22 protein-coding genes are annotated in these 26,802 nt (G+C 48.5%); 7 read left to right on the forward strand and 15 right to left on the reverse strand.

The window, feature by feature from the left end; all coding sequences use genetic code 11:
• The first annotated feature begins 452 nt into the window (after nucleotides 1-452).
• Nucleotides 453-2,885 carry a phosphoketolase gene (locus NG833_RS18125; protein ID WP_254566677.1) on the forward strand — a complete coding sequence of 811 codons (2,433 nt, stop codon included), beginning with the start codon at nucleotides 453-455 and terminating at the stop codon, nucleotides 2,883-2,885.
• A 259-nt stretch (nucleotides 2,886-3,144) separates the two neighbouring features.
• Complete coding sequence (locus NG833_RS18130) at nucleotides 3,145-4,383, forward strand: acetate kinase (protein WP_254566678.1); 1,239 nt, start codon at nucleotides 3,145-3,147, stop codon at nucleotides 4,381-4,383.
• Nucleotides 4,384-4,463: 80 nt separating this feature from the next.
• Here the strand turns inward: NG833_RS18130 and polA are convergent, their stop codons facing one another.
• From polA to NG833_RS18145, 3 genes are all read right to left on the reverse strand, one after another.
• Nucleotides 4,464-7,409 (reverse strand): DNA polymerase I, encoded by a 2,946-nt coding sequence (gene polA, locus NG833_RS18135; protein ID WP_254566679.1) that lies wholly within the window; start codon nucleotides 7,407-7,409, stop codon nucleotides 4,464-4,466.
• 265 nt (nucleotides 7,410-7,674) lie between these two features.
• Nucleotides 7,675-8,463 (reverse strand): exosortase-dependent surface protein XDP2, encoded by a 789-nt coding sequence (locus NG833_RS18140; protein WP_254566680.1) that lies wholly within the window; start codon nucleotides 8,461-8,463, stop codon nucleotides 7,675-7,677.
• A 328-nt stretch (nucleotides 8,464-8,791) separates the two neighbouring features.
• Nucleotides 8,792-10,135: a pentapeptide repeat-containing protein gene (locus NG833_RS18145; protein WP_254566681.1), complete on the reverse strand. Its 1,344-nt coding sequence runs from the start codon at nucleotides 10,133-10,135 to the stop codon at nucleotides 8,792-8,794.
• Between the two features lie 187 nt (nucleotides 10,136-10,322).
• Here NG833_RS18145 and NG833_RS18150 point away from each other — a divergent pair, with 187 nt between their 5' ends.
• Nucleotides 10,323-10,886 (forward strand): glutathione S-transferase family protein, encoded by a 564-nt coding sequence (locus NG833_RS18150; RefSeq protein WP_254566682.1) that lies wholly within the window; start codon nucleotides 10,323-10,325, stop codon nucleotides 10,884-10,886.
• A gap of 137 nt (nucleotides 10,887-11,023) precedes the next feature.
• On the opposite strand, the gene NG833_RS18155 is transcribed toward NG833_RS18150, so the two are convergent.
• The 3 genes from NG833_RS18155 to NG833_RS18165 form a co-directional block, all read right to left on the reverse strand.
• Nucleotides 11,024-11,161 carry a photosystem II reaction center protein K gene (locus NG833_RS18155; RefSeq protein ID WP_009768893.1) on the reverse strand — a complete coding sequence of 46 codons (138 nt, stop codon included), beginning with the start codon at nucleotides 11,159-11,161 and terminating at the stop codon, nucleotides 11,024-11,026.
• A gap of 215 nt (nucleotides 11,162-11,376) precedes the next feature.
• A complete protein-coding gene (gene tgt / locus NG833_RS18160) occupies nucleotides 11,377-12,489 on the reverse strand; it encodes a tRNA guanosine(34) transglycosylase Tgt (RefSeq protein ID WP_254566683.1) in 1,113 nt (370 codons plus the stop codon).
• 146 nt (nucleotides 12,490-12,635) lie between these two features.
• The gene (locus NG833_RS18165; protein ID WP_254566684.1) at nucleotides 12,636-13,091 is read right to left on the reverse strand and encodes a hypothetical protein; all 456 of its coding nucleotides are present in this window, start codon (nucleotides 13,089-13,091) and stop codon (nucleotides 12,636-12,638) included.
• A 231-nt stretch (nucleotides 13,092-13,322) separates the two neighbouring features.
• On the opposite strand from NG833_RS18165, the gene cobS reads away from it, so the two are divergent.
• Nucleotides 13,323-14,108 carry an adenosylcobinamide-GDP ribazoletransferase gene (cobS, locus tag NG833_RS18170; protein ID WP_254566697.1) on the forward strand — a complete coding sequence of 262 codons (786 nt, stop codon included), beginning with the start codon at nucleotides 13,323-13,325 and terminating at the stop codon, nucleotides 14,106-14,108.
• Between the two features lie 370 nt (nucleotides 14,109-14,478).
• On the opposite strand, the gene NG833_RS18175 is transcribed toward cobS, so the two are convergent.
• The gene (locus NG833_RS18175; protein ID WP_254566685.1) at nucleotides 14,479-15,831 is read right to left on the reverse strand and encodes a hypothetical protein; all 1,353 of its coding nucleotides are present in this window, start codon (nucleotides 15,829-15,831) and stop codon (nucleotides 14,479-14,481) included.
• A gap of 390 nt (nucleotides 15,832-16,221) precedes the next feature.
• Here NG833_RS18175 and NG833_RS18180 point away from each other — a divergent pair, with 390 nt between their 5' ends.
• Complete coding sequence (locus tag NG833_RS18180; protein ID WP_254566686.1) at nucleotides 16,222-16,686, forward strand: CAAD domain-containing protein; 465 nt, start codon at nucleotides 16,222-16,224, stop codon at nucleotides 16,684-16,686.
• A 191-nt stretch (nucleotides 16,687-16,877) separates the two neighbouring features.
• On the opposite strand, the gene NG833_RS18185 is transcribed toward NG833_RS18180, so the two are convergent.
• The 3 genes from NG833_RS18185 to aroA form a co-directional block, all read right to left on the reverse strand.
• Nucleotides 16,878-17,297: a hypothetical protein gene (locus tag NG833_RS18185; protein WP_254566687.1), complete on the reverse strand. Its 420-nt coding sequence runs from the start codon at nucleotides 17,295-17,297 to the stop codon at nucleotides 16,878-16,880.
• A gap of 389 nt (nucleotides 17,298-17,686) precedes the next feature.
• Nucleotides 17,687-18,235, reverse strand: coding sequence for a hypothetical protein (locus NG833_RS18190; RefSeq protein ID WP_254566688.1), 549 nt, complete (start codon nucleotides 18,233-18,235; stop codon nucleotides 17,687-17,689).
• 103 nt (nucleotides 18,236-18,338) lie between these two features.
• Entirely contained in the window at nucleotides 18,339-19,691 is a 1,353-nt protein-coding gene (gene aroA, locus NG833_RS18195; protein ID WP_254566689.1) for a 3-phosphoshikimate 1-carboxyvinyltransferase, read from the reverse strand.
• A 140-nt stretch (nucleotides 19,692-19,831) separates the two neighbouring features.
• Between aroA and NG833_RS18200 the strand changes: the two genes are divergently transcribed.
• Entirely contained in the window at nucleotides 19,832-20,323 is a 492-nt protein-coding gene (locus NG833_RS18200; protein ID WP_254566690.1) for a hypothetical protein, read from the forward strand.
• A 92-nt stretch (nucleotides 20,324-20,415) separates the two neighbouring features.
• Here NG833_RS18200 and NG833_RS18205 read toward each other — a convergent pair whose 3' ends face one another.
• From NG833_RS18205 to NG833_RS18220, 4 genes are read right to left on the reverse strand one after another with little or no spacing between them, the layout of a single operon-like run.
• The gene (locus NG833_RS18205; RefSeq protein ID WP_254566691.1) at nucleotides 20,416-21,978 is read right to left on the reverse strand and encodes a serine/threonine-protein kinase; all 1,563 of its coding nucleotides are present in this window, start codon (nucleotides 21,976-21,978) and stop codon (nucleotides 20,416-20,418) included.
• Between the two features lie 31 nt (nucleotides 21,979-22,009).
• The gene (locus NG833_RS18210) at nucleotides 22,010-22,489 is read right to left on the reverse strand and encodes a hypothetical protein (RefSeq protein ID WP_254566692.1); all 480 of its coding nucleotides are present in this window, start codon (nucleotides 22,487-22,489) and stop codon (nucleotides 22,010-22,012) included.
• Nucleotides 22,490-22,524: 35 nt separating this feature from the next.
• The gene (locus tag NG833_RS18215) at nucleotides 22,525-22,710 is read right to left on the reverse strand and encodes a hypothetical protein (protein ID WP_254566693.1); all 186 of its coding nucleotides are present in this window, start codon (nucleotides 22,708-22,710) and stop codon (nucleotides 22,525-22,527) included.
• 7 nt (nucleotides 22,711-22,717) lie between these two features.
• The gene (locus tag NG833_RS18220) at nucleotides 22,718-23,518 is read right to left on the reverse strand and encodes a M23 family metallopeptidase (RefSeq protein ID WP_254566694.1); all 801 of its coding nucleotides are present in this window, start codon (nucleotides 23,516-23,518) and stop codon (nucleotides 22,718-22,720) included.
• A 1,287-nt stretch (nucleotides 23,519-24,805) separates the two neighbouring features.
• Here NG833_RS18220 and NG833_RS18225 point away from each other — a divergent pair.
• On the forward strand, nucleotides 24,806-25,363 hold the full coding sequence (locus tag NG833_RS18225) for a hypothetical protein (RefSeq protein WP_254566695.1): 558 nt from the start codon (nucleotides 24,806-24,808) through the stop codon (nucleotides 25,361-25,363).
• 94 nt (nucleotides 25,364-25,457) lie between these two features.
• Here NG833_RS18225 and ychF read toward each other — a convergent pair whose 3' ends face one another.
• Nucleotides 25,458-26,549: a redox-regulated ATPase YchF gene (ychF, locus tag NG833_RS18230; protein ID WP_254566696.1), complete on the reverse strand. Its 1,092-nt coding sequence runs from the start codon at nucleotides 26,547-26,549 to the stop codon at nucleotides 25,458-25,460.
• Nucleotides 26,550-26,802: the final 253 nt, after the last annotated feature.

Raw genomic sequence — 26,802 nt, forward strand, 5'->3', positions numbered from 1 at the left:
TATTGCCCCCGGGAAAAATTTTCCTATTGTCTACAACAAAATCCTGTAGGGGCGATTCGAGAATCGCCCGAAAAAACCCAGACCAACATATAGAAAATTAGGGAAATTTTATAGACTGGCGATTCGAGAATCGCCCCTACCCCAGGACATCGGGGAGGGGACCGGAAGATTTAACGCCTTCCTTTAGGGGGAGAATTGGCAAACTCTCAGATTCTACCTAATGATAGAGTGCGAATATTAAACCTGCCGCTAACCTGGATAACAACGTTCTGCGGTCAGGACTTACGGATATTTTTAAGCGTCAACCCTCAATGTAGGGGCATCCAAACAAATCTGCCTTCCAGACACAGAGGTAATGCGTAAGTCTTGCCTGTGGAATTTTGAGGGAGTATTGACCGATAAACTCGACCCCCTCAGTCAAGCGTTGTAATCTAAATTAAGAGGACAAATTGATGACGGTAACACCGAAAAAACCCAACCTTGGGCCTGAAATTTCCGTCGAACGAGTCCGAGAACATCATCATACGGAATTAGAAGCGATCGCCCGGTATCGTCGGGCTACAAATTACCTGGCGGTGGCACAAATTTATCTAAAAGATAACGTTTTACTGGACCAACCGTTAAAACCGGAACATATTAAAGACCGATTACTGGGACATTGGGGAACCAGTCCCGGAATTAATCTCATTTACGCCCATTTAAACCGCCTGATTCGCCGCTATGATGTGAATATGTTTCTGGTAACGGGACCGGGACATGGTGCACCGGCTAATTTAGCAAATCTCTATTTAGAAGGGTCACTGTTAGCGTATTATCCCGAGTTAACCTTAGATAAAGCGGGATTGGAACAGTTTGTCAAACAGTTTTCTTGGCCGGGAGGATTTCCCTCTCACTTATATCCGGGCATCCCCGGAACGATTCATGAAGGGGGAGAACTCGGATATGCCTTGGCGACCTCATTTGGCGCAGTCATGGACAACCCGGATTTAGTGGTTGCCTGTATTGTCGGGGATGGAGAAGCGGAAACTGGACCGACAGCAACGGCATGGCATAGTTACAAGTATATTGACCCGGCTGAGTCCGGTGCTGTTTTGCCTATTTTACACTTAAATGGATATAAAATATCCAGTCCCACGATTTATGGGACAATGAGTGACGAAGAACTGATGCACTTGTTTACCGGATATGGCTATCAAGTGAGAATTGTGGGAGATTCCGACCTGGATGCGGACCTGTATGGGTCAATGGATTGGGCGTATCAGGAAATCAGCCGAATTCAACAAGCCGCGCGATCGGGCGATCGCATCTCAAAACCCCAATGGCCGATGTTAATTTTGCGATCGCCTAAAGGCATGAGTGGGATTAAAGAAATGGATGGCAAACCCATCGAAGGGTCTTATCGTTCCCATCAAGTTCCTGCTAAAAATGCCACCACCGATGAGAAGGAATTGCAACAGTTAGAACACTGGTTACAGTCGTACCAAATCCACGAATTAATCGATGAATTGGGACAACCCAAACCGGAAATTTTGGAACTCTGTCCCAAAGGCAGTCGCCGGATGGGATGCAATCCGCATACCATTGGGGGAAAAATCCGCAAAGATTTGAAACTGCCGAATATTTTTGACTTTGAAGTGGCGATCGAGCATTCCCAAACCCCGGATTGCTGTAGTCGAGGAGACAATCAAATTGGCAATACTCACCAACTCGGTAAATACCTCAAATCTGTTATCGAACATAACCCCGATAATTTCCGAATTTTTAGTCCCGACGAACTCGAATCCAATCGACTCACCCCCGTCTTAGAAGCCACCAATCGCGGTTATCAATGGCCGACAGATCCAGCCGATGAACATATTGGACCTGATAATGGCCGAGTCTTAGAAATTCTCAGCGAACATACCTGTCAAGCCTGGTTACAAGGGTATTTACTCACCGGACGGCATGGATTATTTCCCTCGTATGAGGCATTTTTGGGCATTGTCACCACGATGATGGATCAATATGGCAAATTTATTAAATTCTCCAAAGATTTCTCCTGGAGACTGCCTGTTCCTTCTCTAAACTATCTGGAAAGTTCCACCTTATGGCGACAAGAACATAACGGATTTTCCCATCAAAATCCCGGATTTATTAATAGCGTCCTGGATGAACAAGCCGAATCCGCCCGAGTTTATCTACCCCCAGATGCCAACTGTGCCATCAGTACCCTAGACCACTGTTTGCAGAGTACCGGGTACATTAATTTGGTGATTGTGAATAAGAATCCCATGCCGCAATGGTTGTCCATGTCTGAGGCAGTCGCCCATTGTCGCGCTGGGGCTTCAGTCTGGCGGTGGGCAAGTATTGATGATGGGGTGAATCCGGATATTGTCCTCGTGGGAATTGGCGATGTGATGATGGTGGAAGTGTTAGCAGCAGCGCATATTTTGCGGTCACAATTGCCTGAATTGCGAGTGCGAGTTGTGAATGTGACCGACTTGCTGATTCTGGAAGAAAAATCCGCCCATCCCCACGGATTAGATGCGGATATGTTTGACGCCTTGTTCACCAGCGATCGCCCGGTGATTGTCAACTTTCATGGATATCCTTCCGTGGTGAAACAATTAATCTTTGGACGTCCCAATGTTCGCCGTTTCCACATTAATGGCTATCGGGAAGAGGGTACAACCACCACCCCCTTTGATATGCTGGTCCGCAATCATGCCAGTCGCTATCATTTAATCATGCAAGCCATTCGATTAGCCGCTGCTTATAATCCCCGGGTTGCTGCCCAAGCAAACGAACGAGTCAGTCAATATGAATATGTTCTCGCCGCCCACGGAGATTATATTCAAGAAAAAGGCACTGACCCCGAGGAAATTAGCAATTGGCAGTGGTGTTAATCAGGCCATGAAAAGGGGAGCATCTCAATTTGGCTCATAGACCTAACCCCCGGTGCCCCCTTCCCTCTGAGGGAAGGGGGAGCAAGACGTATAAATTCCCCTTTGAGGCCAAATTTGAGATGCTCCCATGAAAAGGCATTAATGAGGCAATCATGCCATGTAGAGGCGATTCGCGAATCGCCTCTACATTATTGAGGGTTGGGTTTTATAGATTGCATCATTTTTATCACAAACCTAAAAATTTGTCAAGCAAAATAATATGAAAATATTGGTTTTAAATGCTGGTTCAAGCACTCAAAAAAACTACTTATATGACGTTAAAGAAGGGCTTGTCAATGAAATGAGCCCGCCTTTATGGTCTGGTAAAATCGATTGGTCTCGCCAGGAAGGAATGGCGGAAATTGAAGTAAAAAGCGGCAACCAGAAGTTAGCCGAAACTCGACCCAGTGAATCGAGGGAGAAAGCGATCGCCTCCTTATTAGAAACTTTATGGCAGGGAAAAACCCAGGCGATCGCCAATCCCTCAGAAATTGATGTCGTCGGACATCGGATCGTACATGGCGGGGAAAAATACCGCGAAGCAACCCTAATTACGCCTGAAGTCAAAACTGCGATCGCCCAGCTTGCCAAACTCGCCCCCGCCCATAATCCCGCTAATTTAAAAGGCATCGAAGTCGTGGAAAAAATCTTCCCCAACGTGCCCCAAGTCGCCGTTTTTGATACAGCATTTCACGCTAATTTACCCTTAGAAACCGTAGTCTATCCCCTGCCTTATGAGTGGTATCAGCAAGGAATTCGCCGCTATGGATTTCATGGAATTAGCTATCAATATGCCACTCAACGCACCGCAGACTTGTTAGAAAAACCCTTAGAAAGTTTGCGAATGATAGTTTGTCACTTAGGCAATGGATGTTCTTTGGCTGCGATTAAAAACGGCAAATCCGTAGAAACTACAATGGGATTTACGCCTTTAGAAGGGTTAATGATGGGAACGCGATCGGGAAGTGTTGACCCGGGGATTTTAATTCATCAGATGCGATCGCAACAATTAAAAGTAGACGAATTAGACTCAATCCTCAATCGCGAATCCGGATTAAAAGGAGTATCGGGAGTTTCCTCGGATATCCGCGATATCAAAACAGCCATTCAAGAGGGAAATGAACGCGCAAAATTAGCCTTTGATATGTATGTGTATCGACTGCGATCGCAGATTGGCGCAATGTTACCCATCCTGGGAGGTTTAGATGTCTTAGTCTTTACCGGAGGCGTGGGAGAAAATCATCCCAACCTGCGATCGGCAGCTTGTGAGGGATTCGAGTTTTTAAAATTACATATCGACCCCCACAAAAACCAGAATTCCCCCATAGACGCCGATATTGCCACAACAGACTCAAAAGTGAGAGTATTCGTCATCCAAGCACAAGAAGATTGGGCGATCGCCCGCGAATGTTGGCATCACCTGACCAAAAACCAGAGTTATACTAAATCCAGTTGTTAAACGTTGATTTTCTCTTCAGCCCGCGCAGGCGGGCTTCGTCCGTATAGCCCCACCCTTGAGGGTGTGGGTTTTAACAGGCATTACTTCGCTTCCATCCAATTATCCCCCGCATGAATATCCACCATTAATGGTACCGAAAGCGGAACTGCCATTTCCATCGTAGACTTAATTTTCGGTTGCAACTCCTCCCATTCATCCCGAGGAATTTCAAACACTAATTCATCATGCACTTGCAGCAATAACCTCGCTTGATATGCCTTTAAAACCTCGTGCATTTTCACCATTGCCACCTTGATAATATCTGCACTCGACCCTTGAATTGGGGCATTAGCAGCCGCCCGCAAATTCTGCGAATCTTGCATTCCCATCTTCTTATTCAGCTTATCTAAATCAATTTCTTGCCAAGCGGTTCCTTTAAGCTGATTGAGACTCTCCCCTTGGAAATCAAAATATCGACGCCGCCCTAAAATCGTTTCCACATATCCTTGGGCGATCGCCTGCTTCTGTAACCCATTCAAACATTCAAAAACCTTACCATAGCGTTCATAAAAACGCTTGATAAATAGCTTCCCTTCCTGAGAAGTTTTGCCGATCGCCCGCGCAAACCGGACCGAACCCATCCCATAAATCACCCCAAAATTAATCGTTTTCCCCATCCGTCTCTCTTCTGCCGTTACCGTTTCTTTCTCAAACAGTAATTGCGCCGTCACCGTATGCACATCTCGGTTATTCTGATACGCCTCAATCAACACAGGTTCTTGACTCAAATGCGCCAAAATCCGTAACTCAATCTGAGAATAATCGGCAGATACCAATAACCACCCCTGTTCCGGCAAAAATGCCGACCGAATTTGTCGAGAAAACTCCGTTTTAATTGGAATAGTCTGCAAATTTGGATTAGAAGAAGACAATCGTCCTGTTGCCGTTGCCGATTGATTAAAATTCGTATGTACCCGCTGAGTATCTTGACGCACCATCTTCGGTAGTGCATCCACATAGGTTGATTTTAATTTGGCTAACGTGCGATTCTCAATAATTATATCTATCAGAGGATGTTCCCCTTGTAATCGTTCCAACACTGCTATATCTGTCGAATAACCCGTCTTTGTTTTGCGAGATTTACTAATCGGCAACTCTAATTTTTCAAACAAAATATAACTCAGTTGTTTAGGAGACCCTAAATTAAATTCTTCCCCCGCTGCTTGATACGCTTTAGTTTCTATTTCCTGCAATTGTTCCTCTAACTGCTGGGAGAAATTACTCAAATAGTCGCTATCAATTCTAATTCCCGTATATTCCATCTCTGCTAATACGGGTTCTAAGGGTTGTTCTACCTCTAGCAGCAGTTGATGCAGTTCGGATTTATCCGCTAGTTCCCCTTGCAGTTTCCCGACTAACTGATAGGTGGTAAATACATCTAATCCGCAATATTGGGCCGCTTTGGGAATGGCTAAATCAGCGATGGTTTGGCCTTTTACTAGGTCTAAATTTTTATAACTTTCTGCGGTAACCTCTAAATATCGACTGGATACATCGGTGAGATTATGCGTGGTTTCTGGATTAATCAAATAACTCGCCAGCAGGGTATCAAAGACCACCCCAGCGAGTTTTATTCCCTGACAGCGCAACACGAGACGGTCAAACTTTGCATTATGCAAAGCTTTGGGATAGTCACTACTTTCTAAAACAGGACGCAATGCCTCTATTACCTGATTTAATGGCAAAATCTGGCCGGTTTTATGTCCAATCGGAATATAGGCTAAATCCGCCTCGCCACTTCCCCAGCAACAGCCAATTCCCACTAATTCTGAGTCTCGCGGTTCTAAATCCGTGGTTTCCGTATCCCATGCCACCGGATGCGCCGAATCCTTGTAAGTTTTCAGTCGCTTGACTAATTCTTCCAGCTTATCAGGAGTATCGATAATTGCCGGATTAATCGGCGAGGGGGCTAATTCTTTGGCCGCTTCTGTTTCTTCTGCGGTCCAAAAAGAGGTATCATCATCCTGGAATGAATGGGTTATTTGGACCGCCTGGGTTTCAGTTTTATAGACTTCGGTAGTTTCCGCTAAAGATACTCCCCCAAATCGTTGCTGAATTTGCTTAATTTTAGGGAGAAATGACTTAAATTCTAGTTCTTCTAAGCGCGAAATAACCGATGTTTCATCAAATCCGCGTAATTGGCACTGGTCTAATTCCAGTTCTAAGGGAACATCGACCACAATTCGTGCTAAATGTTGGGAGTGATAGGCATCGTCTTTCCCTTCCTCTAATTTTTTGCGATTCGCGCCTTTAATCTCTGCGATCGCCTCATAAATTTTGTCCAAACTGCCATAAGTCGTCAGCAACTTAATCGCCGTCTTATCCCCAATCCCTTTTACCCCGGGAATATTATCCGAAGTATCCCCACAAAGTGCTTTATAATCCACCACCAATTCCGGCGGAATTCCCATCTTTTCTTGCACCTGTTCCGGGCCAAATTCCTGGGATTTTGCCCTTCCCGAACGACCAAACGCATCCCGACCCAAATAGAGAACACTAATTTGTTTTTCAGCATCTACAAGCTGAAATAAATCGCGATCGCCCGTTAAAATCTTCACCTGAAACCCCGCCTCACTTGCCCGAGTTGCCAGAGTTCCTAACACATCATCCGCTTCATAACCGGGTGCCGTTACAATTTGTAGATTCAGCGCCGTCAGTAACTCTTGTAAATATTTAAGGTCCGTAATAAAATCTTCTGGAGTTTCCGCACGATCGCTCTTATAGGTATCATCCGCTTCATGGCGAAACGTCGGCAACCCCAAATCAAAAGCGACTGCTAAATATTGCGGGTCCTGGACCGCCATCACCTCAATCAGTGACTTGAGAAACCCAAACGACACACTCGTAGGAATGCCGGTTGAGGTACTCAAACCCCCATCGCGACTTTTTGCCAAGGCATAATAGGAGCGAAAAGCCAAAGAATGACCATCAACCAGGATAAAAGTAGGAGAAGTTTGAGACACGAGGGACTTACCAGAAAAAGACATCCCTCCATTTTATCGGCTGATTCGACAGTTGCGAGCAAACAAAAAAGTTCGAGGTTAGAGTTCAATGCTTCCCCTCGAACTATAGCAATCCTCAATGAGTTGTAACATCTATCTTCTCCCCTCGGATGTTCACCGGCCGCCGTCGGTTGGGGGCCGCCATCGTCTTCCACAACGGCACGCAAGGATTGCTATAGAGTGTTATCACGAGAACAGTTTCTCATCCGTACTGACGAACCCTCCTACTGTTCCCATAGATTGGATCCCTTTAGGCTTTCTGAGCCTTCTTGCGACGACTAGAAACCAACAGTCCCGAGGCGATCGCCCCTAAACCCATCACCATACCCGGTTCCGGAACCGATGCTGCTGAACCGACCACTTTCCAGTCAGGTCCATTAAAAAACGACGTCCCCTCAGCACTGACGCGAACCCCAGCAATTGCCGAAGACAGACCTAAATCAGCTAGAGATACCCCCCGGGAACCCACTTGTTGAGTACCATCAATTTCCACCGTATCGATGCCAAATCCCGCAGGATTCCAGTTCCGGGAGTCGATCGTCAGGAGGTTACCGATACTTTTCCCAGATTTATCGATCGCCTGAATTTTCATCGCACTGTTGCGACCCCGTTCCCAGAAAAATAAATTATCGACTGCCTTATCAAACCACACATTCATCGAGAAGGCCCCACTGTCTTCCCCGTCGATAATATTATTCAGGTTGGTATTGCCCAACGCCATCACCGCCCCTTGGTCCGTGAGCAGTTCCTGAGATAAGCCATTGGCCAAATCCCCCCTATCTGCACTAGCCGCCCCACTGTTGCCCCCAGTCCAGAGGTCATTGTAGAGAATATTCGCCCGATTCACCAAGCCAAAATTGCTGACGGTGGTGTCTCCAAATGTCACCGAATTCAGCAAGATATTCCCCTTCGCCGCATTACTCCCTAGTAACTCTGCTGTATAGTTCGTGGTGAAGGAAAAGGCTTGGGCAGAAGTGGCAAGGCCCATACTGCCTGCCATTATCCCGACACATATCGATAGACTTAATTTAGCGTTCATGGTTGGCCTCTTGAGAAAGTATAAGATGGAGTGACCCGTTCTCGGAAAGGGTTGATATTCTGGTTCTAACCTAAGTTTTTGAAGAAGTCCAGGAAAAAGTTTGCGTTTTACACAAACTTTATAGAGTTGCCCAGTTGATTAAGTTTCCTTAGTTCTCCCTCCCTCCTTCCCTCTAAGTTTTCAGCAACATCAGGACAATTGTCAGCAAAAACTAAATTATCAATTTAACATATAAAGTCTTACAGTAAAATCAATGGAGTAATTTTTGACTACAAACTATTCCCTTTCACCCGAAACCCTGACCAACCTTGGGTTCCGGACCCAACCATCACTGGATAATCGTACTGACATCCACATCGGTGAGATTAGCGCCATCCAGGTTCGCCCAATGTAAATTAGCCTTAGTCAAATCCGCCGCCCTTAAATCCGCCCCGCTCAAATTGGCCCCGCGCAAATCTGCCCGGGTTAAATCCACCCCCCGCAAATCCGCCTCCACCAAATTGACCTGATTTAAACTCGCCCCAGTTAAATCCGCTTCTCGCAAATCCGCCCATTTTAAATTAGCCCCGCGCAAATCCGCCCGAGTTAAGTCCGCCTCTCGCAAATCCGCCTGAGTCAAATTCACCTTATTTAAACTCGCGCCAATCAGATCCGCACCGCGCAGATCCGACCCTTTCATATTTGCATCAGCTAAATAGGCTTTTCTGAGGTTCGCCCGGGACAAATCCGTTCCCGTCATATCCGCTTCGCTTAAATTGGCACTACTTAACATTGCCCCTCTCAAATCCGCCCCACTGAGGTCCACCCCCACCAGATTCACTTCCGACAAGGAGACATTCGGTGCAATCCAGTAAGCTCCTGCCAAACTCAAGTCAATCCCTTCGCTGACAATCGTTTTTAAATCGTAAACCGCCTTTTGCAGGTTCGTCCCTTTAAAATTGACCCCAGTGAGATTGGCCCCACTCAAGTTAGCCCGAAACAGATTCGCCCCCTCTAAATTTGCCCCGATTAACTTGGCATAGCGCAAATTTGCCCCGCGAAGATCGGCGCGTTTGAGGTTAAATCCGGTCAAATCTACCCCACTCAGATTGGCTCCCGGGAGGACAACATCTGCTCCAATTAAGTAAGCGCCGGCTGTTTCGGGGTCGAGACCCTCACAGAAACTGGTCCTTAAGTCATACACCGCCTTTTGCAGAATCGTCCCCCGCAGATCGGCTTCACTGAGATCCGTTCCGCTCAGGTTGGCTCCACTGAGATTCGCTTCCGCCAGTTTGGCTCCAATTAAATTAGCGCCTTTGAGATTGGCACCGCGCAAATCCGCCTCACTCAGATCGGTTCCGACTAACAGTGCCCCTTTGAAGTTAGCCCCAGTTAAGTTGCTGTCGCTGAGATTTGCTAAGTTTAAATTGGCATCGCTCAAGTCTGCTCCACTGAGGTTTGCCCCTTTTAAATCGGCTCCAATCAAGTCGGCATAACAGAGAATCGCTTCGCTTAAGTTAGCGCCACTGAGTTTGGCATCTCGGAGGTAGGAACCCCTCAAAGATGCGCCAATCAGGTCTTTGTTGCTTAAATCCGGGGCCCGAAAGTTGGGGTTTTGGCTTTCCGAGCTTAGGGGATCTCGATTGGGTAATTCTGGTGGGACGCGAAAGAAATTTTGGCTATTGTCTTGCATAAATCCCGAAGCTTGGGAACCGATCGCAGTTATCTACCACTGTAAATCAATGGTGCTTGGGTTTTGAACTGAACCGAACTGCTGACAGAACTCGGGCGATCGCCCTGCTGTGCCCTTGACCCAAGTTACGCTCTCCTGACGCCTTAAAATCTTGAGAAGAACTATTGCAAGAGATGGAGTCATCAAAGTGGCATTAAAACTATATGGCGGTGCCCGTTCTCGGGCCTCAATCGTCCAGTGGTATCTCGAAGAGTTGGGGGTTCCCTATGAATTTGTGTTGTTAGATATGCAGTCCGGGGAACACTTACAGCCGGAGTACCTGAAGATTAACCCGGTGGGCAAAGTTCCGGCGATCGTGGATGGAGACTTTCAACTCTGGGAATCCGGAGCAATTTTAGTCTACTTAGCCGAAAAGTATGGCAATGCAGGCAAGTCCCCGGAAGACCAAGCGACCCTCATCCAGTGGGTACTTTTTGCCAATGCCACATTTGGTCCTGGAATTTTTATCGAATCCAATCGCGATCGCGAACTGGGTCGATTAATGAAGCCCCTCAATCAAATTTTCGCCTCCCATCCCTTTTTATTGGGTCAAGAGTTTACCGTCGCCGATGTTGCCGTCGGTTCAATGTTGGCGTACAGCCAAATGATGCTCAAGCTCGATCTGAGCGAATATCCTGCGGTGGTTGAGTACATCAAGCGCATTGGCGATCGCCCTGCATTTCAGAAAACCATCGGTTCCCGTGCTCAGTAAAATGCTGTCCTAAAAGCTAGGCCATTCACACGTAGGAACGGGTAAACAGAAACCTTCTGTTGAAATCGGGAAAGGGGCGCTCAACTGAGCGCCCCTTTCCTTGTTGATGGCCTTTCCGTTGGAAAGAAGTCGGTAATTTATCTGAAACCGACTGCTGCTTGCCACACGAAAGCCAGCAACAAGAAAAATACGGGGATAATCGGCAAAACATCTACCAGGGGATCGAAAATCGAGTAGGCTTCCGGTAGTTTTGCCAGTAATAGTGCTGCTTCCATGTTGATATCTCCCTCTCAAACAGAAATTTCATAATCGACACAGATTTTAACATAAGGGAGGATTGGGATTTCATTTTTCTGCTCGGGAACTCTCATCTACCCCCATTGATCCCGCAAAAGTTAGAAACCGGGTTTCTTGACCCCAGACTGGCACTTCGCCGCCGATTAGGTCAGAAACCCGGTTTCTGGTCCCTGGGAACTCAATCCCTCAGACCCTAGGATGTCGGTTGCAACCAGTGAGCAAAGTCGGTGGTAAAGCGATCGCTCAAAATCGACTCCCGAATCCGCTTGGTAAACCGAATCAGTTCCGTTAGGTTATGAATCGAGAGTAAGGTATAGACCAGGATTTCCCCAGATTTCCACAAATGATTCAAGTACGCCCGCGAAAAGTTCTGACAGGTGTAACAAGAGCAAGTCTCATCTAGGGGGGTAAAATCTTCCCGAAATTGAGCATTTTTAATATTCCACCGTTCCCCTTGGACCATCACGGCCCCATGTCGCGCCCATCTGGTGGGGATTACGCAGTCAAATAAATCGACCCCGGAGGCGATCGCCTGGGCCATTTCTCGATAAGTCCCGACTCCCATCAAATAGCGCGGTTTCTCCACCGGCAGTTTGGGTGCAGTGGCCCTGACGATTTCTGAGATGGTTTCCCCCGGTTCTCCTACGCTGACCCCGCCAATGGCATAGCCCGGTAAGTCTAATTTAGTCAGGGCCTCCACGGCTTGCAATCGTAAATCAATGTAAACTCCCCCTTGAACAATCCCAAATAAGGCTTGATCCGACCGAGTATGGGCCTCGATACAGCGTTCCAACCAGCGGTAAGTCCGGGCGGTTGCCAACTCCACCGCTTCGCGGGAGGCGGGGTAGGGGGGGCATTCATCGAAGGCCATAATCACATCAGCCCCCAGTTTGTTCTGAATTTGAATCGAACGTTCTGGGGTGATTTCTATCTGGCGTCCATCCCGGGGCGATCGAAAGGTCACCCCTTTTTCCGTAATGGTCCGCAGTTCACTTAAACTAAAAACTTGGAACCCACCGGAATCGGTGAGAATCGGGCCATCCCACACCATAAAACGGTGTAACCCTCCCGCTGCCGCGACAATATCCTCTCCGGGTTGGAGGTGCAGGTGATAGGTATTCGCCAAAATCATCTGAGCGCCCGTTGCCTCTAACTGGGCCGGTGTCACAGTTTTTACGGTAGCTAAGGTTCCCACGGGCATAAAGATGGGCGTTTCTACCGGGCCGTGAGGCGTCATCCAGACCCCTGCTCTAGCATGAGTGTGGCTGCATTTACCTTGACAGTGAAACGTAAAATCGCGACCCAAAATTAATGATTACTCTGTAAATTTTCGACTCATTATACCAGCATATTGGCAATATGTTATTTTTCTGGCATGGCAAAGAGAAACTGCGTTTAAGAACTAGCAGAATGGGGAAAAATTAAGTTTAAATACTGACGAGCGATCGCCACTCAAAAGGGCAGCATTCCCTCATCATCAATTTCAGCATCTAATTTAGCAATCAGCACCTCTCGCAAGACCGCCTCTAACGCCGCAGCGCTATCGAGGGTTCGAGCAGATTGCTCCTGAATCGGGTTAGAGATGGGAAGTAAGCGTAATTGTCGGTCATCTTGAACAAGATCGAAGTAAGATTCACATTCAGACGATTGTTTCAGTTCTAAACAATCAAAACTCTGGACATTCAGATAGAGACGATGATTGGCGATCAGGGTGGAACGGTGAGGATCAGCAAAAACTTCCATCACATAGCCTTCCCCTTGGGTTTGGAGATGACCCTCTTGGAAATGTGCATACCGGACTCGGCCTAAATCAGCCAAGAGTCTATACATATCTTGCTTATTGACCACAGTACCCGTATCGACTATGCAGGGAGCAGGCAGGCTATTAGGAGATTGATCTGGCATCATAGAGAAACCGCCTTTAATTTACAATCGAAACCCTCTGTTGGAATTGAGACCCTCTGATGGGTGCCCTATAGAGGGAATATTAAGAAAGCTTTGCGTTTTATGCCGACGGAGTGCGGCACAGGATAACTCTCATCCATTCAATTTTGGCACAGGTTTTCAAGTGGACGTATCAGTAGAATGGCGGAAAAAATATAGATTTTGACGATAAGGGAGAATCGCCGGGTGAGACGGATCGTTGAGTTTGTAAAGACAAAAGTAGCCCGATTGGGAACTCTCGGTTCGGGATTGGCAGCAGCGATCGCCTTCTATACCTGTTTGCCGGTTCCGCTCAGTTGGACCCTAGAGTTTCGCGGCATTGCTCGGTATGCGCCGTTTGTCGGCGTAGCGATCGGGGGGATGCTGGGTCTGTTGGATATCCTGTTGCAGGTTTTAGCCATGCCAGGACTGACGCGCAGCACCCTGGTGATTGTGGCCTGGATTGGAATTACCGGCGGATTACATCTGGATGGGGCGATCGATACCGGGGATGGGTTGGCCGTCCAAGAACCCCATCGCCGCTTGGAAGTAATGGCCGATAGTGTCACCGGCGCATTTGGCGTCATGGCAGCGGTTGCCCTGATTGCCCTAAAAGTGGCAGCTTTGAGCGATTTAAGCGCCAATCGGGCAGTGGTATTAATGGCCGCCGCCGGTTGGGGACGGTGGGGACAATTAGTGGCGATCGCCCGTTATCCCTATTTAAAAGTTTCAGGCAAAGGAGCCATTCACCAGGATTCTCTGGGGTCTCCCTGGGACTTACTCCCCGGTTTTCTGTTTTTGGTCGCCTTGAGTGGCGTGCAACTCTTGCTCGATGGCAATTCCTGGATTTTAGCCGCCGGAATGGTCACCGGCGGCAGCGCAGTCGCCATCCTCACCGGGGCCTGGTTTAATCACAAACTCGGAGGTCATACCGGCGATACTTATGGTGCTGTGGTGGAATGGACCGAAGCCCTTTTGCTCTGTCTATTAGCGGGATTATAAACTGGCGATGAGAAGCCGGGTTTCTGGTCCTATTAATCTAATAAAGAGACCTAACCCCCCAGCCCCCTTCCCTCAGAGGGAAGGGGGAGAAATAGGCAAATTCCCTCCTTAAGAGCAATAAAAAAATTTCTTTATTCTCCCTCTCCTCTATAGAGAGGGCCACCGGAGAGGTCAGAACAAGGGAAAGGGGAGAAAGACGTAAATTTCTCCCTCCCCGCAATAAAAAAATTGCTTTATTCTCCCTCTCCCGCAAAGAAATTCATTCCTTATACCTCCCTCTCCTCTTAGGGGAGGGCTGGGGAGGGGTGGAGAGGGCCACCGGAGAGGTCAGACTGGTTTTTAGGCCAAATTGAAATGCTTCCCCGACGCCCTATTTGCGATCGATGTGGATTTCAATGCCTTCCACCCGCATCCCCGATCCACGCCGTCCACAGAATTGACCGTTAGAAAACTCCTGGGTATCTCCGACTCGCTCAATATGCGCCTTGTAATAAACCGCATAATTCGGTGCTTCCGGACCCGTTAATTCGATCGCCAACCCCTCAATTCGCAAACCCGAACCGCGAGCACCAACCCACTCACCCTCGGTCACCCAAGGCGTATCCCCGCTACCTTGGATATGGGCCATATAGCGAATCCCCAATCCCGGAATCGGAGGTTTGATTTCCAGCGCAAAGGCTTCCAGGCGCAGTGCTTTCCCCCGGGTTCCGGCAAATTCATGTTCATGAAACTGATGATCGCCGACTCGTTCGATATGAACCAAGACATTTAATCCCACCTCGATTCCCACACCGGAAAGCCCTGACATCTTGGCCGGAGTTGGGGCAAAATTAGGCGCGGGGGGAGCAATCTGATTCCGGGAGGGGGATTCATCGGAACTGGGGAGAATAATCACATCGGGCAAGTTAGACGGAGGTGCAACGGGTTGTTGCGAGAGTAAGCGTTCCACTTCCGCTTCAGTGTCCGTGGGTTCGACGGATTCAGTAGACCCGGCAATCACGACCATTTCCGGCGATCGCCGGGGTCGTGGTGGAGCCGTTGGGGCCGTCACCGTCGGGGCTGGGGCCGTCACCGTCGGGGCTGGGGCCTCGACTGTCCCAGAAAATTGCAGTTTTCCTCGACTCGCTGCTAGGGCTAAGGGTTTGCCAAAAGCTCGTCCGCAAAACTCTAGCCTTCTTTCCCACTCTTCATCGGCAATATTGGCATCCGGTTCAATCAGACTCAGGAAGGCACAACAGGGATGTTGACCCGAAAGTAACGCCGGGACATCCGGGGGAAAATTACTCGGGGAGGAGTTGAGGATAATGTGGCGCAATTCCCGCGCTTTGACTTTCGCCTCCTCTAACGGGGCAAAATGCGGTTGATCGCGATGAGTCAGGGATAAAAACAGATCGATGTAATGGAGGGCTTTTTGGGATTCGTTGACTTGTCCTCCCGAACGGGCGATCGTATGTAAAATTCCCTGGATATCATGCAAGGAAGAAATCTGCGTGGGTGCTACCACCCCTGGCACTGCATAAGTTTTTGCCAGCTCGATCGCCCTTGATTTCAGTCCCGCAAACTCCTGCCGATAAGCTATCAGTTGCTCGCTGAGTCGTTCGTCTACGGGTACTCCTGCTTCTTTCAGTTCCACAGCCGCTTGTGAAAGGCGACTGCTCAATCCCGGTAAGCGGTCTTTAAGATGGTTGAGTTGTTGTTGCAACTGTTGATGATCTGCATTCATGGTCAATAGCGTCTAATCGGTTCCCATCTTATTTTGCCCGATCCTTAGCCTTTCACCCGTTTAATCCCCAGGGTTGATCCCCAATTGCTCCATTGATGGATAAGTCTGGTTTATTAGTCCAGGGATAAATCCCTACAAATCAAGAAGACGGACTCTAATCTGCTCAAATTCCCTGGATTCCTTTATAAAATCAAGGCAACATTGCCACAAAAGAGATCTTTTGCTCTTTAACCGCAAAATTCCCACCCTATAAGCCTGTGGGACTGATTGAGGTCTCATCGAAATGGCTCTGAACCCGGAATTTCACCGATCGCAATACCTCTGACAGTTGGCAAACTGCTCCGGTCACAAGCTACGATCCAGTTATTGTTCGTCAAGGAAAACTATTTTATGAATCCTAAAACTGAAACGAAAGCAATCTCCAGCGAAAAATCTGCCCAGTTAGCTGATGAAGCCGAGCAACTTAGAATCGATATCAATGCCTCAGAAGCCGGTGCTTTGGCTCCTTTCTCTCCCGCTACTCAAGAACCAACTCGATTCGAGGAAATCGTGGATAGCGTCACGGCTATCTTAGGGGATCTGCCGATCTATGTCACCAGTTTTGTCAGCGAGTACCAACGACCGATTGTCACCGTTGGACTGTTTTTGTCTGCATTGGTGACTGTCAGAGTGATCCTCGCCGTGGTGGATGCGGTGAATGATGTTCCCCTGCTTGCGCCGTTTTTTGAATTTGTCGGAATCGGATACTCCGCTTGGTTTGTCTATCGCTATTTACTCCGGGCCTCTAACCGTCAGGAGTTAGTCCAGGATATTTCTGCGCTCAAAGACCAAGTGGTCGGTCACCATTCTTCCTAGTAGTTTTCCAAGTCTTCCCTGGTCATGGAAGTCTGGGAAATTCTGGGGTTGGCGATTCCCTACGGGATAGCTCCGCTTACCGCCAAGGCGCGTTAACTTTCAATGAATTGGGGCGGTCAATTTGTCCGCCCTATGGCCCGATTACCTCCAACTCTAGGTTTGATTGGGTTATTTTTGAACGCTTGGAATGATCAGGAAGGCGGACAGGTCAGACGATGGAGGCAGAAGACCAAATCTTCCACGGTTCCCATCGTCTGTAGGTCAAAGCGATCGCCAATATCTATACCAAACTCATCAAAAAAATCATCACAGAGATAAAGATTCCAGTCAAACCAGGAAACAAGTGTTAACTGTAAATCTTGCTCTAAGCGATCTCCAGGTAACACTCTCCCCATTTGTAAACCGGAATATTTTTCTAACTGAATATAGACAAAACTCACCACTGAAAAAGAAATTTCACGCGATCGCCAAAAACAGTTAAACCACTCATCAAGTGACAAGTTAGCCCGGTCACATAATGTCTGATTTACCTGCTTCCTCATGTACAAATCTGGACTGAGATCAGAATAAGTCCGGACAGTCCAGAAAATATGTTTGATCTGGCGCAGCATAATTCCGTGCGCTCCATTACCTTACCTTTTTCCCAGTATTCCCATCTTTTCTAAGGGTTTCTCATGCCTGCGTCAATTTGTATATTTTTCTAAAATTAAGTTCTCCTTGACCAACCCCATCCACACCCCAAGGCGGGTGAGTAGACAATTCCCTCACCCTCCCCTACAGAATTCCAGGTTTTTCGTCAGAAAACCCCACCCGGGTAAGCACCCGTCCCCTCCAGTCACCTGTAACAGGGTTGGAGTTAGAGTGGGGTCTCATCGATTTTGGGGAAGGGATTGAGAATCAAAGGAACCCAAACCCAGTTTCTGCGCCTAATTTCCTCCGGCGCGGCCCAGATTTTACCCAGAACCCCGCTTGTCTTCCGACAGGAACGACCCTCTCGATACTAGGGGGTAGAGGGAGAATCCGTTGTCCCTTCGCTTGTAGGTGTTGCTGAGGGAGATGCAGTGGGGGTCGGGGTTTCTCCAGACTCGGTTGGGATAGTTTCCTCAGTGGTCGGACTGGAGAGAATCGGGGTCTCCTCTGAGGGAGAAGTTGCTTCTGGTGACCCTTCCTCAGTGGATGCTTCGGTGGAGTTCAAGTTGGGGTTGGGAGAGAACAGGGGGAGTGCCAAAGCACCCCAAGCGGTTGAATTCCCAAGGGAACTCGTTGAATTCTCCTCCGGGGAGTTCGTGGGATTAGTGGACTGAGGGCCAACTGCGGGAACTTGTCCGGGATTGACGAAGGGATTCATTGGGGTTTGAGGCGTTTCACCCCCGGACTCAACCCCTTCAGAAGCTGGAGAACGGGTTCCGGTTTCAAACATATTTAAGCCCCTTTCCGTGCTGGGGAAGGATAATATAAAAATTGTCCCTAGGGTTGAAAAGGCCACAAAAATTGCAATGATTTCATCAAAACCCAGAGGGCTTTTTGGTTTAGAGTTCGGTTCAGACATTATGATTTCTCCTCAGTTGCTCGAATTGATTTTAGAAAAGGTTTTAAATTTTTATCGCCGGTCATGTTTCCCGATTAAACTAACCTGAACGATCGCCTTTAAATTAGCATTCTTCGCAAATTTGTCGCAAAGTCGCCGTAAAATCAGGGTAAGAAATAGCGGCAGCTTCGGCATGGTGAATGGTCGTTGTTCCGCTGGCATTCAAGGCGGCGATCGCCAAACTCATGGCAATCCGATGATCGTCATAACTCTCTACATCCGTCCCCTTTAACGGAGTCCCCCCAGTAATTTCCAACCCATCAGGCAACTCGGTGATTTTAGCCCCCATCTGATTGAGCACCGTTGCCGTCACCGCAAGGCGATCGCTCTCTTTCACCCGCAATTCTGCCGCATCGGAAATCACCGTCTGACCCTCAGCAAAAATTGCCGCCACTGCCAGAATCGGGATCTCATCAATCAGTCTGGGAATGATATCCCCGCCAATAGAGCAACCTTTGAGTTGAGAATGACGCACCCGGATATCCGCTACAGGTTCCCCGGCAACTATCCGCTCATTTTTTAATTGAATATCCGCATTCATCATCTCCAGGGCCTCTAAAATCCCTGTCCTGGTGGGATTGATCCCGACATTTTCCAGGGTCAAGTCTGAATCGGGGACGATCGCTGCTGCTACAATCCAGAATGCCGCAGAACTGATATCCCCAGGCACAATCACCGATTGACCCTGAAGTTGAGCCGGTCCCGCGATCATCACGCTTTTCGTGTCGGGATCCGTGGTAATTTCTGCCCCAAATGCCTTAAGCATCCGTTCGCTGTGGTCCCGAGAGACTGCCGGTTCCGTGATAGTTGTGGTCCCCTGAGCCATCAAAGCTGCAAGTAAGATACAAGACTTAACCTGAGCCGAGGCGATCGGTGAGTGATAATGAATGGGCCGCAAGGATTGACCTTGCACGGCTATCGGGGCCAGCGAACCGCCATTGCGACCCCAGATTTGAGCACCCATTTGTTGTAAAGGTTTAACCACCCGAGACATGGGACGCGATCGCAAGGATTTATCGCCGGTTACGGTGAAAAATCGGTCGGGATGACTCGCCAGGATGCCCAGCATCAATCGCATCGTCGTCCCAGAATTTCCCGCATCTAATATATCCGTCGGTTCAATTAATTGTCCGACCCCGACACCACGCACCCGCACCCGTTGTTCGTTCAGGGGAGAAATTTCGGCCCCCAATGCCTGAAAACATCGGGCGGTACTCCGAGGGTCTTCTCCCAATAGCAGCCCCTCAATCGTGGTTTCACCCTTGGCGATCGCCCCCAACATCAAAGCCCGGTGGGAAATTGACTTATCCCCCGGCACTCGGATCCGTCCTTGCACTGATAAACCCTTCGCCGGTCTATCAATGGTGAGTTGTTGCTGAGATTCCGTAATTCTTACATTTACTATCGAACTGGGCATTGGGCTAAACTGTGATGGGATGGCTTAGGGAAATCCTACACCGTTCTTGACTCTGCTGACATACTAAAATTGAGAGCAAGTCACCCCCTAGTCTTGTCGATTGCTGGAAAACTCTTCACACGCTGTTCGTTACAACCCTCATGCTGACCCATCGCCGCAAACCTGTAAGCCTTTGCTTGATCTCGACGGACCTCCCCCTGTGGTCGGTCGTGGAAACCGCCGCTACCCTTTATCAAAAGGACCAAGATCGATTTCATTTACTCCTGACTGAACCGGCACTAAGTGATTTTCAGGAGTCAGATTCGACTCCGCCAGTTAGTACCGGACCCACTGCGATTACTTCGAGACTCTTGTGGTTAGAAATTTCTCCCTACCGCGTGATTATGACCATGCAGGGAAATGGTCAATTTAGCTATCGTCACCAATGGGAACGCGGAATGTATGGTACGAGCCGCTATTGGCTACAAAATGAAACCGACGGCAGCAATGGCCAGTTACGGATGCGAAATTATACTCGCAGCTTAACTCTCTCCGGTCGCCCAATTCCCGAACATTTGCGCCTAGAATATGAGCTTTGGTCCCAAAATGTTCAGTTAGGTCACTATATTTTAAACCTAGAAATTCATCTCTAACTATCAATTAATCAAGCCAAAAATAGGGGAATTGTTAAAGAAAATTACTCAAAATTTGGCTTGATTTTTTCTGCGGCCCTATTCGACTGAATCTATTGTTTTTTACAGGAGCTATGAATTTGGCCCGCTACTCCATCGGCGGTTTTTGCGGCGAGTGCGGCTGCTCGACCGGCTTCTTCGGCTTTTTCGCGGGCAGCTTTCACTTGGTCTAAACCGGCTTTGGATAAGGGGGCCGCATCCACAATGGCGATCGCTTCTCCTATTTGCCGAAACGACAAACTCAATTGTTGATAACTTTTTCCCAACTGCACCGGATAAGGTTGGACCTGAGTATCGGATATTTTCATCCCTAATAATTCTTCCGCAAGGCGATCGAGATGTTGGGCCATTTTGTTAGCGGCAGTGGCATCGGTTCCCTCAATTTGAGTCACTTGTTGTCCCCCTTCGTCAATCACCGCCAACAATCGTTGGCACTGATAGGCGGTACTCGTGCGCGTGACTAAAAACCACGATCCGATTCCTCCAACTAATCCAATGACAGCCCAGATTCCTAATACCCCGGCGAATCTCCACCCTTGGCGATCGCCTTTCAACCGGGTTGCTGCATCCACGGGTTGCTCCCCCGTCCCCGGCAGGAGTTGCGGAAAGCTCGGCAGTTGCAGCGCAGGCAACGCTAAACTCCCTGAAGGAACAGCTTCTCGAACTGGGTCCGGGGCGATCGCCTCCAGGGACTCCGATCCCCATTCCCTCTGCGCCACCTGGGGTTGCAATTCCCTTAATTGCTGTAAAATTTCTTCTGTGGTTTGGATGCGCTGACTCAGGGCAGGAGCCATCAGGCGCTCAATCAAATCCCCCAACCGTTCGGAAATTTGCGGTGCGCGATCGCGCCAATCAAACTCCCCAGTCTCGGCATTGTCAAAGCTCAAGGGGTCCGTAGCGGTGAGCAAATACACCATCGTCCGTCCCAAGGCAAAAAAATCTGATTGCGCCACCGCTTCATGTTTGAGTTGTTCCGGTGGGGTATATCCTCCCGAGTCAATACTCTTCAGACGAGGAGAAAGTTCCACCGTGCGTAAATAACTCGCACTCACCTGTCTGGCGGTGCCAAAATCAATCAACACCAACTGTCCAGAATCCGTCAGAATAATATTACCGGGCTTAATATTCAGGTGTAAATAAGGGATTTGATGAATCGCCTGTAAAATTTCCGCAATCTGTTGGAGCCACTTGAGCGCTAAGTCTTGAGAAATCGGTTGATAGGCGCGATTTTTCATCCACTGCTCTAAATTGATCCCCGCAACTTTTTCCATCAACATCCCATGCACCGCAGTCGCACTATTCGTCGCCGCAAAGCTGAAGTAACCGCCTTGTTGGAGTTGAGGAATCCCGGGATGTTGGATTTTACCTAGCAGTAAGGCTTGTTGTTGAAACAGGGTCACGGCTACGGGATCATTAAGCTGGAGAACTTTCAAAATTTTGGCGGTTCCAGCTTCAGTTACTTCAAAGGTTTTTTCATAGCTGTTGCTACCCAGCAGTTGGAGCGCTCGACAGCGTTCTGCTACTAATAAATCAGAGCCACACTGGGGGCAATAGCGGGTGTTTTCATTCACGGGATCGCTGGGATTGGGGCAGCTTGGATTGAGACAGTAACTCATGATGGGGGAGATGGGGGAGATGGGGGAGAGGTTAGGGTTGGGGTTGTTTGAGGCAGTATTCGTCGATGTCCGCCAGTAGGACGGTGACATCTTGGGTGGATTTTTCGAGGGTGGCGATCGCCTTGGCGACTTGGGTTTGAGCTTGGTTGCGGGTTTGCAAACCTTTTGGGGTGGGTTGGAGATTGCTCACCATTGTGGCAACGCCACTGGTTTCTCGCAAGGTGGTCCCGATTTGTTCGTAGAGGGCGACTGCGCGGGTTTGAAAGCCGATGATGGTTTCATCGGTTAATTGGAGCGTTTTGATGGATTCAACGGAGAGTTGCACCTGATCTGCCGCTTGAGAGCCCGTCATGGGTGTGAGTTCTAAGCGGTTCAGGGTGGTGGTGCCTTGGTCTAAAGCTTGAATTAGGCGGCGGCACTGACTGGTTTTCGTCGGGGTACAACTGGCCAGTAATAGGAGGATCAGAGCGTACAGGGGACGACGGAATCGGTGGGGGAAGGAGTGGTTCATGGGAGGGTGTGCGATCGCGAGAATCGCCATTGATTTTAACTAAGCCGGTCTGATTTGTCAGCCTCAACTGTAGCGATGCTAAACCCAACTAAAAAAAAGCGGATAACTTCTATAGAAGTTACCCGAATTTGAGTATGCCACAGGAGTTCTGAGTAGATTTCCGGAAATTGCTTGGCTAAGATGTGGAGGGATTGAGCGCGATCGCCGCCCCACTCACCCACTCTGGCACTACTGCGCTGATGCTGTAGGCACCGATGCTCTAGGCAATCGCGCCGATAATCCCGATTCGGGAAGATAAGCCAGGGGATTGACGGATCCTTCTTCTGGAAGATGGACTTCAAAGTGCAAGTGGGGTCCAGTGCTAAAGCCGGTACTGCCCATTTCGGCGATTAATTGGCCCCCTTCCACCCGATCCCCTGCGTTGACCAGGATGCGATTATTGTGGGCGTAGAGGGTGATACTGCCGTCGGAATGTTCAATTTCTACGAGATTGCCATAGCCGCCCGTATGCCATTCCGCCGTAATCACCACCCCACTGGCGGCGGCAAGGATGGGAGTGCCGATGGGTCCAGCGATATCAATGCCGTGGTGCATCCTTCCCCAACGCCAACCGTAGCCGGAAGAGAGGACCCCTTGGGCGGGCCACAGATAGCCGGTCATGGTCGGGGCTAATTCGGGTAAGTAAATGCTGGCAGCCGCCAGGGGCGGTAATTCCGGGGAAATGGTGGGGGCATCGAGGGTCTGAAGCTGTGGGATCTCGCTGCTGGGTGTAGGAGAATCTGGGTTATTCAAAAATTGGCTGATGGCAGCGATCGCCTGTTTGTTGATCTCGATGCCAGCCGCCACCCTGGCATTGTGCTGGAGCGTAGAAGGGGTCTGGGTTGAGGGTGTTTTTCTAACCGATTCCCGGTCACGTTTTGAGGTCGCTTGGGTGCGCGTGTCGTAGTTGACACCGGGTTGAGCAGTTACTGAACCTGTAAAGCCAAGTGCAATCACGAGTGCTGTGGTAGACAAAATTCCTGGTTTCATTTTCCTTCACCTGAGAGGGGGTCACCCGCAAGTGAACTGCCCCAGTTAACCTGAAAGCTAGGCGCGATCGCGCGATATTTTCAACCCCTCAACCCTTGAGCAAAAATGAAGGGTGAGCTGGTTTCAATTCACGATTGCCATCCAATTTACGTCTCTTGCTTTTCAGCTAGTGGGTCAGTTCATCCGGTTACTTCCTGCAAATTTTTTGTAATGAACGATAAATCAGTGGGTAGTCTCGGATAGACCGACTTTCCCTCTTTGAGTTGGGGCATCAAGTTCACTGCTGCCCGTTCTAGTCTGGCGCACCCTGAACTTTAAAGCCTGGTTGCTTGTTTCTTCGTTGCAGTAGATTCCCTTGAATTCTGCTTAAGTAAAAACCGCAATATTTATTATCGTTGCCCGATGGTAGTTTGCTCTAGCACCCTCTAAACGGTTCAATGGATTTGGCATTGAATCCCATTTATTTTATTGTCCCTGGAGATTATTATATACGCTAGGGGGAATTGTCAAGTTTTTGCTCCGATCTTGTAAAGTTTCCGTGAAATTTGCTGACGGGATAAGCCTTTACGCCTAGGAAAATTTTTCCTTTAATAAAGCTCCGACTATTATTCCCAATTTCTAGCCGTTAATTACTTTAGATTTCGGGCGATCGCTGCCCAATTTTACCCCTATGAACTGGAATCTCTCTTTCTTTGGCACCCTGCTCTCCTCCTGCCGCGCCCCCAGATCCCCTCTCCAAACCTATCCCGCTCAAAGTGATCCCAGTCAAAGGGGGTTAAATTCATATTTTCTCTACCTGGACTCTTCCCCCCTTTCAATTCAATAAAAATTACCTAAAAAATTGCTGAACTGATGTTCTCATCCGGTTAAGCCGGGTTGAAAAATTCCTCAAGTTGTGGGTCAATCCCTGAAGGCGTCCCATTCCCTCGACGGTTTTAGCTTTGTTGCCTAGATTACCGGAGTGGGAGATGGACGGTCTGACAGCAAGGGTTTCAGGGGCGATCGCCCCTTCCTTCCTTCTCCCTCATCCCTCAGCAATTTCCCTCATTTTCTGATAGGTTTATGGCGAATTTATCCGAATTATCCCTGAGCAAGAAAAATTTTAATATTTTTTAATCTTCTTTCTTAAAAACTAAGCCCCGTTGAGTATAAAGTATTACATCAATAGGGGAAAGATTTGTCTAGAATCAGTCTCAGTCTAACCGAATCTTAAAGGACACGCTTGCTACAGTCACACCCCTAAGACAATGCAGGCAAAACTCGATCTATAAACTTTACCTTATAGCAATGCGTACACTGTCCTTATTCTTTCAATGGTTTATCGGTGTGCCACTCCTCAACAGTGCCTTAATGCTGGGGGGATGCGACAGTCGAGATCCAGGCCTCAACTCCCACAGTTCCTTTAACATTGAACAAGCCACCGCTCAGTACATGGAAAACTCCCACTTTATCAAAGATATTGTCGGAGTAGATGCCTTGGTGAATCGCACCTTTTGCGCGTACCAGGTCTATGGTATGGAAGCCAAGAAACAAGACATTCATCAATATTTGTGGGTAGTCTGTCATGAATATGATGTGGAGGACAATCAACTCTTCCAGAAGCGAGGCGGTAGTTTTCCCGTAGCGCTCATTTTAAATAAAAATTCTCAGGGATATCGAATTGTTAATCATAAAATTCCTCGTCAGGGAAAAGAAGGAACCTCTGATTTAAAATCGATATTTCCTGATTTTATTCTGGAAAATTCCAGTTTTCCATTAAATAATAGCGCCTATAGCGAGTACCTTATTACTCGATTGGGAAATGACACCCAGCAAGCGGCTAAAGCTTATTTGAAAATGGAGTAAATCCCCAGGGGTACAGCCATGCCGTACCCCTTCACCTCAGTCCCAGGAACCTATCTTCTCAACTATCCTCTCAGAGATATCCACACCGGCCAGCTTAAACATTAAACCGGAACAGCATCACATCCCCTTCTTGCACCACATACTCTTTTCCTTCACTGCGAACCAAGCCCTTCTCCTTCGCCGCATTCATCGAACCCGTGGTCACCAAATCCTGATAAGCGACAGTTTCAGCGCGAATGAAACCCCGCTCAAAATCTGTATGAATCACCCCTGCCGCTTGAGGGGCTAACATCCCTTCTCGAATCGTCCAAGCCCGGGTTTCTTTCGGTCCCGTCGTCAGAAATGTGCGTAACCCCAACAATTGATAAGTCGCAGCAATCAAAGACTTTAATCCCCCTTCTTCCACCCCAAGAGAGGCGAGAAAATCTCCCCGTTCCTCTTCCGGCAATTCCACCAGTTCCGACTCAACCTGAGCCGAAATAATCACCACTTTGGCATTTTCTACCGAGGCAACTTCTCGAACCTTTTCCACCCATTCATTGCCTGTAGCTAAGTCATCTTCCGAGACATTAGCGGCATAAATAATCGGCTTACTCGTCAGTAACTCAAGCTGTTGAATGGCTTCAGTTTCCTCCTCCGTTAAAGACACTTGACGGGCTTGTTTGCCTTCATTCAAGGCTGCCGCTAATTTTTCTAAAGCGGCCATTTCCACTTGACCTTCTTTACTGCTGCGAGCTAATTTACGGGTGCGATCCATGCGCCGCTCAATCTGTGCTAAATCCGCTAATCCCAGTTCTAGGTTAATGATTTCGATATCCCGCACCGGATCAACAGAACCGGCAACGTGGATGATATTTTCATCCTCAAAACAACGCACCACCTGGACGATCGCATCGACTTGCCGGATATGAGATAAAAACTGGTTACCCAGACCCTCACCCTTGCTGGCACCTTTGACTAATCCAGCAATATCCACAAACTCGATGCGGGTGGGGACGATTTGCTCGGATTTTGAGAGTTTTGCCAGCATCGTTAACCGCTCATCTGGCACCGCCACGACCCCCACATTGGGTTCGATGGTGCAGAAAGGGAAGTTAGCCGCTTGCGCTTTAGCATTGGCAACTAAGGCATTAAATAAAGTAGATTTTCCCACATTGGGGAGTCCGACAATTCCGGCTCTTAGCATTTTAGAAGTTACAAGTAGAAGTTTCAGTATGGGCATTCATGCGGAGACTGACTCCGAATGAAATACTCTAGCAAACATTGGACCGGGAAGGCTATCTAGGGCATCGGGAGTTGATGGGTTAGAAACCGGGTTTCTGCACAAAATTTATCGCAATTAGCCACAAATCTGGAACAGAAACCCGGTTTCTTGTCCTAGGGCATCGGGAGTTCATGGGTTAGAAACCGGGTTTCTGCACAAAATTTATCGCAATTAG

It is taken from the genome of Oscillatoria sp. HE19RPO, assembly GCF_024220515.1.
In the GTDB taxonomy this organism is placed as follows: Bacteria; Cyanobacteriota; Cyanobacteriia; order Cyanobacteriales; family Laspinemataceae; genus Laspinema.

Excerpts from the sequence above, each read along its gene's own strand:
- NG833_RS18125 (WP_254566677.1), top strand. The coding sequence starts at position 453 with ATGACGGTAACACCGAAAAAACCCAACCTTGGGCCTGAAATTTCCGTC.
- NG833_RS18130 (WP_254566678.1), top strand. The coding sequence starts at position 3,145 with ATGAAAATATTGGTTTTAAATGCTGGTTCAAGCACTCAAAAAAACTAC.
- polA (WP_254566679.1), bottom strand. The coding sequence starts at position 7,409 with ATGTCTTTTTCTGGTAAGTCCCTCGTGTCTCAAACTTCTCCTACTTTT.
- NG833_RS18140 (WP_254566680.1), bottom strand. The coding sequence starts at position 8,463 with ATGAACGCTAAATTAAGTCTATCGATATGTGTCGGGATAATGGCAGGC.
- NG833_RS18145 (WP_254566681.1), bottom strand. The coding sequence starts at position 10,135 with ATGCAAGACAATAGCCAAAATTTCTTTCGCGTCCCACCAGAATTACCC.
- NG833_RS18155 (WP_009768893.1), bottom strand. The coding sequence starts at position 11,161 with ATGGAAGCAGCACTATTACTGGCAAAACTACCGGAAGCCTACTCGATT.
- NG833_RS18165 (WP_254566684.1), bottom strand. The coding sequence starts at position 13,091 with ATGATGCCAGATCAATCTCCTAATAGCCTGCCTGCTCCCTGCATAGTC.
- NG833_RS18175 (WP_254566685.1), bottom strand. The coding sequence starts at position 15,831 with ATGAATGCAGATCATCAACAGTTGCAACAACAACTCAACCATCTTAAA.
- NG833_RS18180 (WP_254566686.1), top strand. The coding sequence starts at position 16,222 with ATGAATCCTAAAACTGAAACGAAAGCAATCTCCAGCGAAAAATCTGCC.
- NG833_RS18185 (WP_254566687.1), bottom strand. The coding sequence starts at position 17,297 with ATGCTGCGCCAGATCAAACATATTTTCTGGACTGTCCGGACTTATTCT.
- NG833_RS18190 (WP_254566688.1), bottom strand. The coding sequence starts at position 18,235 with ATGTCTGAACCGAACTCTAAACCAAAAAGCCCTCTGGGTTTTGATGAA.
- aroA (WP_254566689.1), bottom strand. The coding sequence starts at position 19,691 with ATGCCCAGTTCGATAGTAAATGTAAGAATTACGGAATCTCAGCAACAA.
- NG833_RS18200 (WP_254566690.1), top strand. The coding sequence starts at position 19,832 with ATGCTGACCCATCGCCGCAAACCTGTAAGCCTTTGCTTGATCTCGACG.
- NG833_RS18205 (WP_254566691.1), bottom strand. The coding sequence starts at position 21,978 with ATGAGTTACTGTCTCAATCCAAGCTGCCCCAATCCCAGCGATCCCGTG.
- NG833_RS18210 (WP_254566692.1), bottom strand. The coding sequence starts at position 22,489 with ATGAACCACTCCTTCCCCCACCGATTCCGTCGTCCCCTGTACGCTCTG.
- NG833_RS18220 (WP_254566694.1), bottom strand. The coding sequence starts at position 23,518 with ATGAAACCAGGAATTTTGTCTACCACAGCACTCGTGATTGCACTTGGC.
- NG833_RS18225 (WP_254566695.1), top strand. The coding sequence starts at position 24,806 with ATGCGTACACTGTCCTTATTCTTTCAATGGTTTATCGGTGTGCCACTC.
- ychF (WP_254566696.1), bottom strand. The coding sequence starts at position 26,549 with ATGCTAAGAGCCGGAATTGTCGGACTCCCCAATGTGGGAAAATCTACT.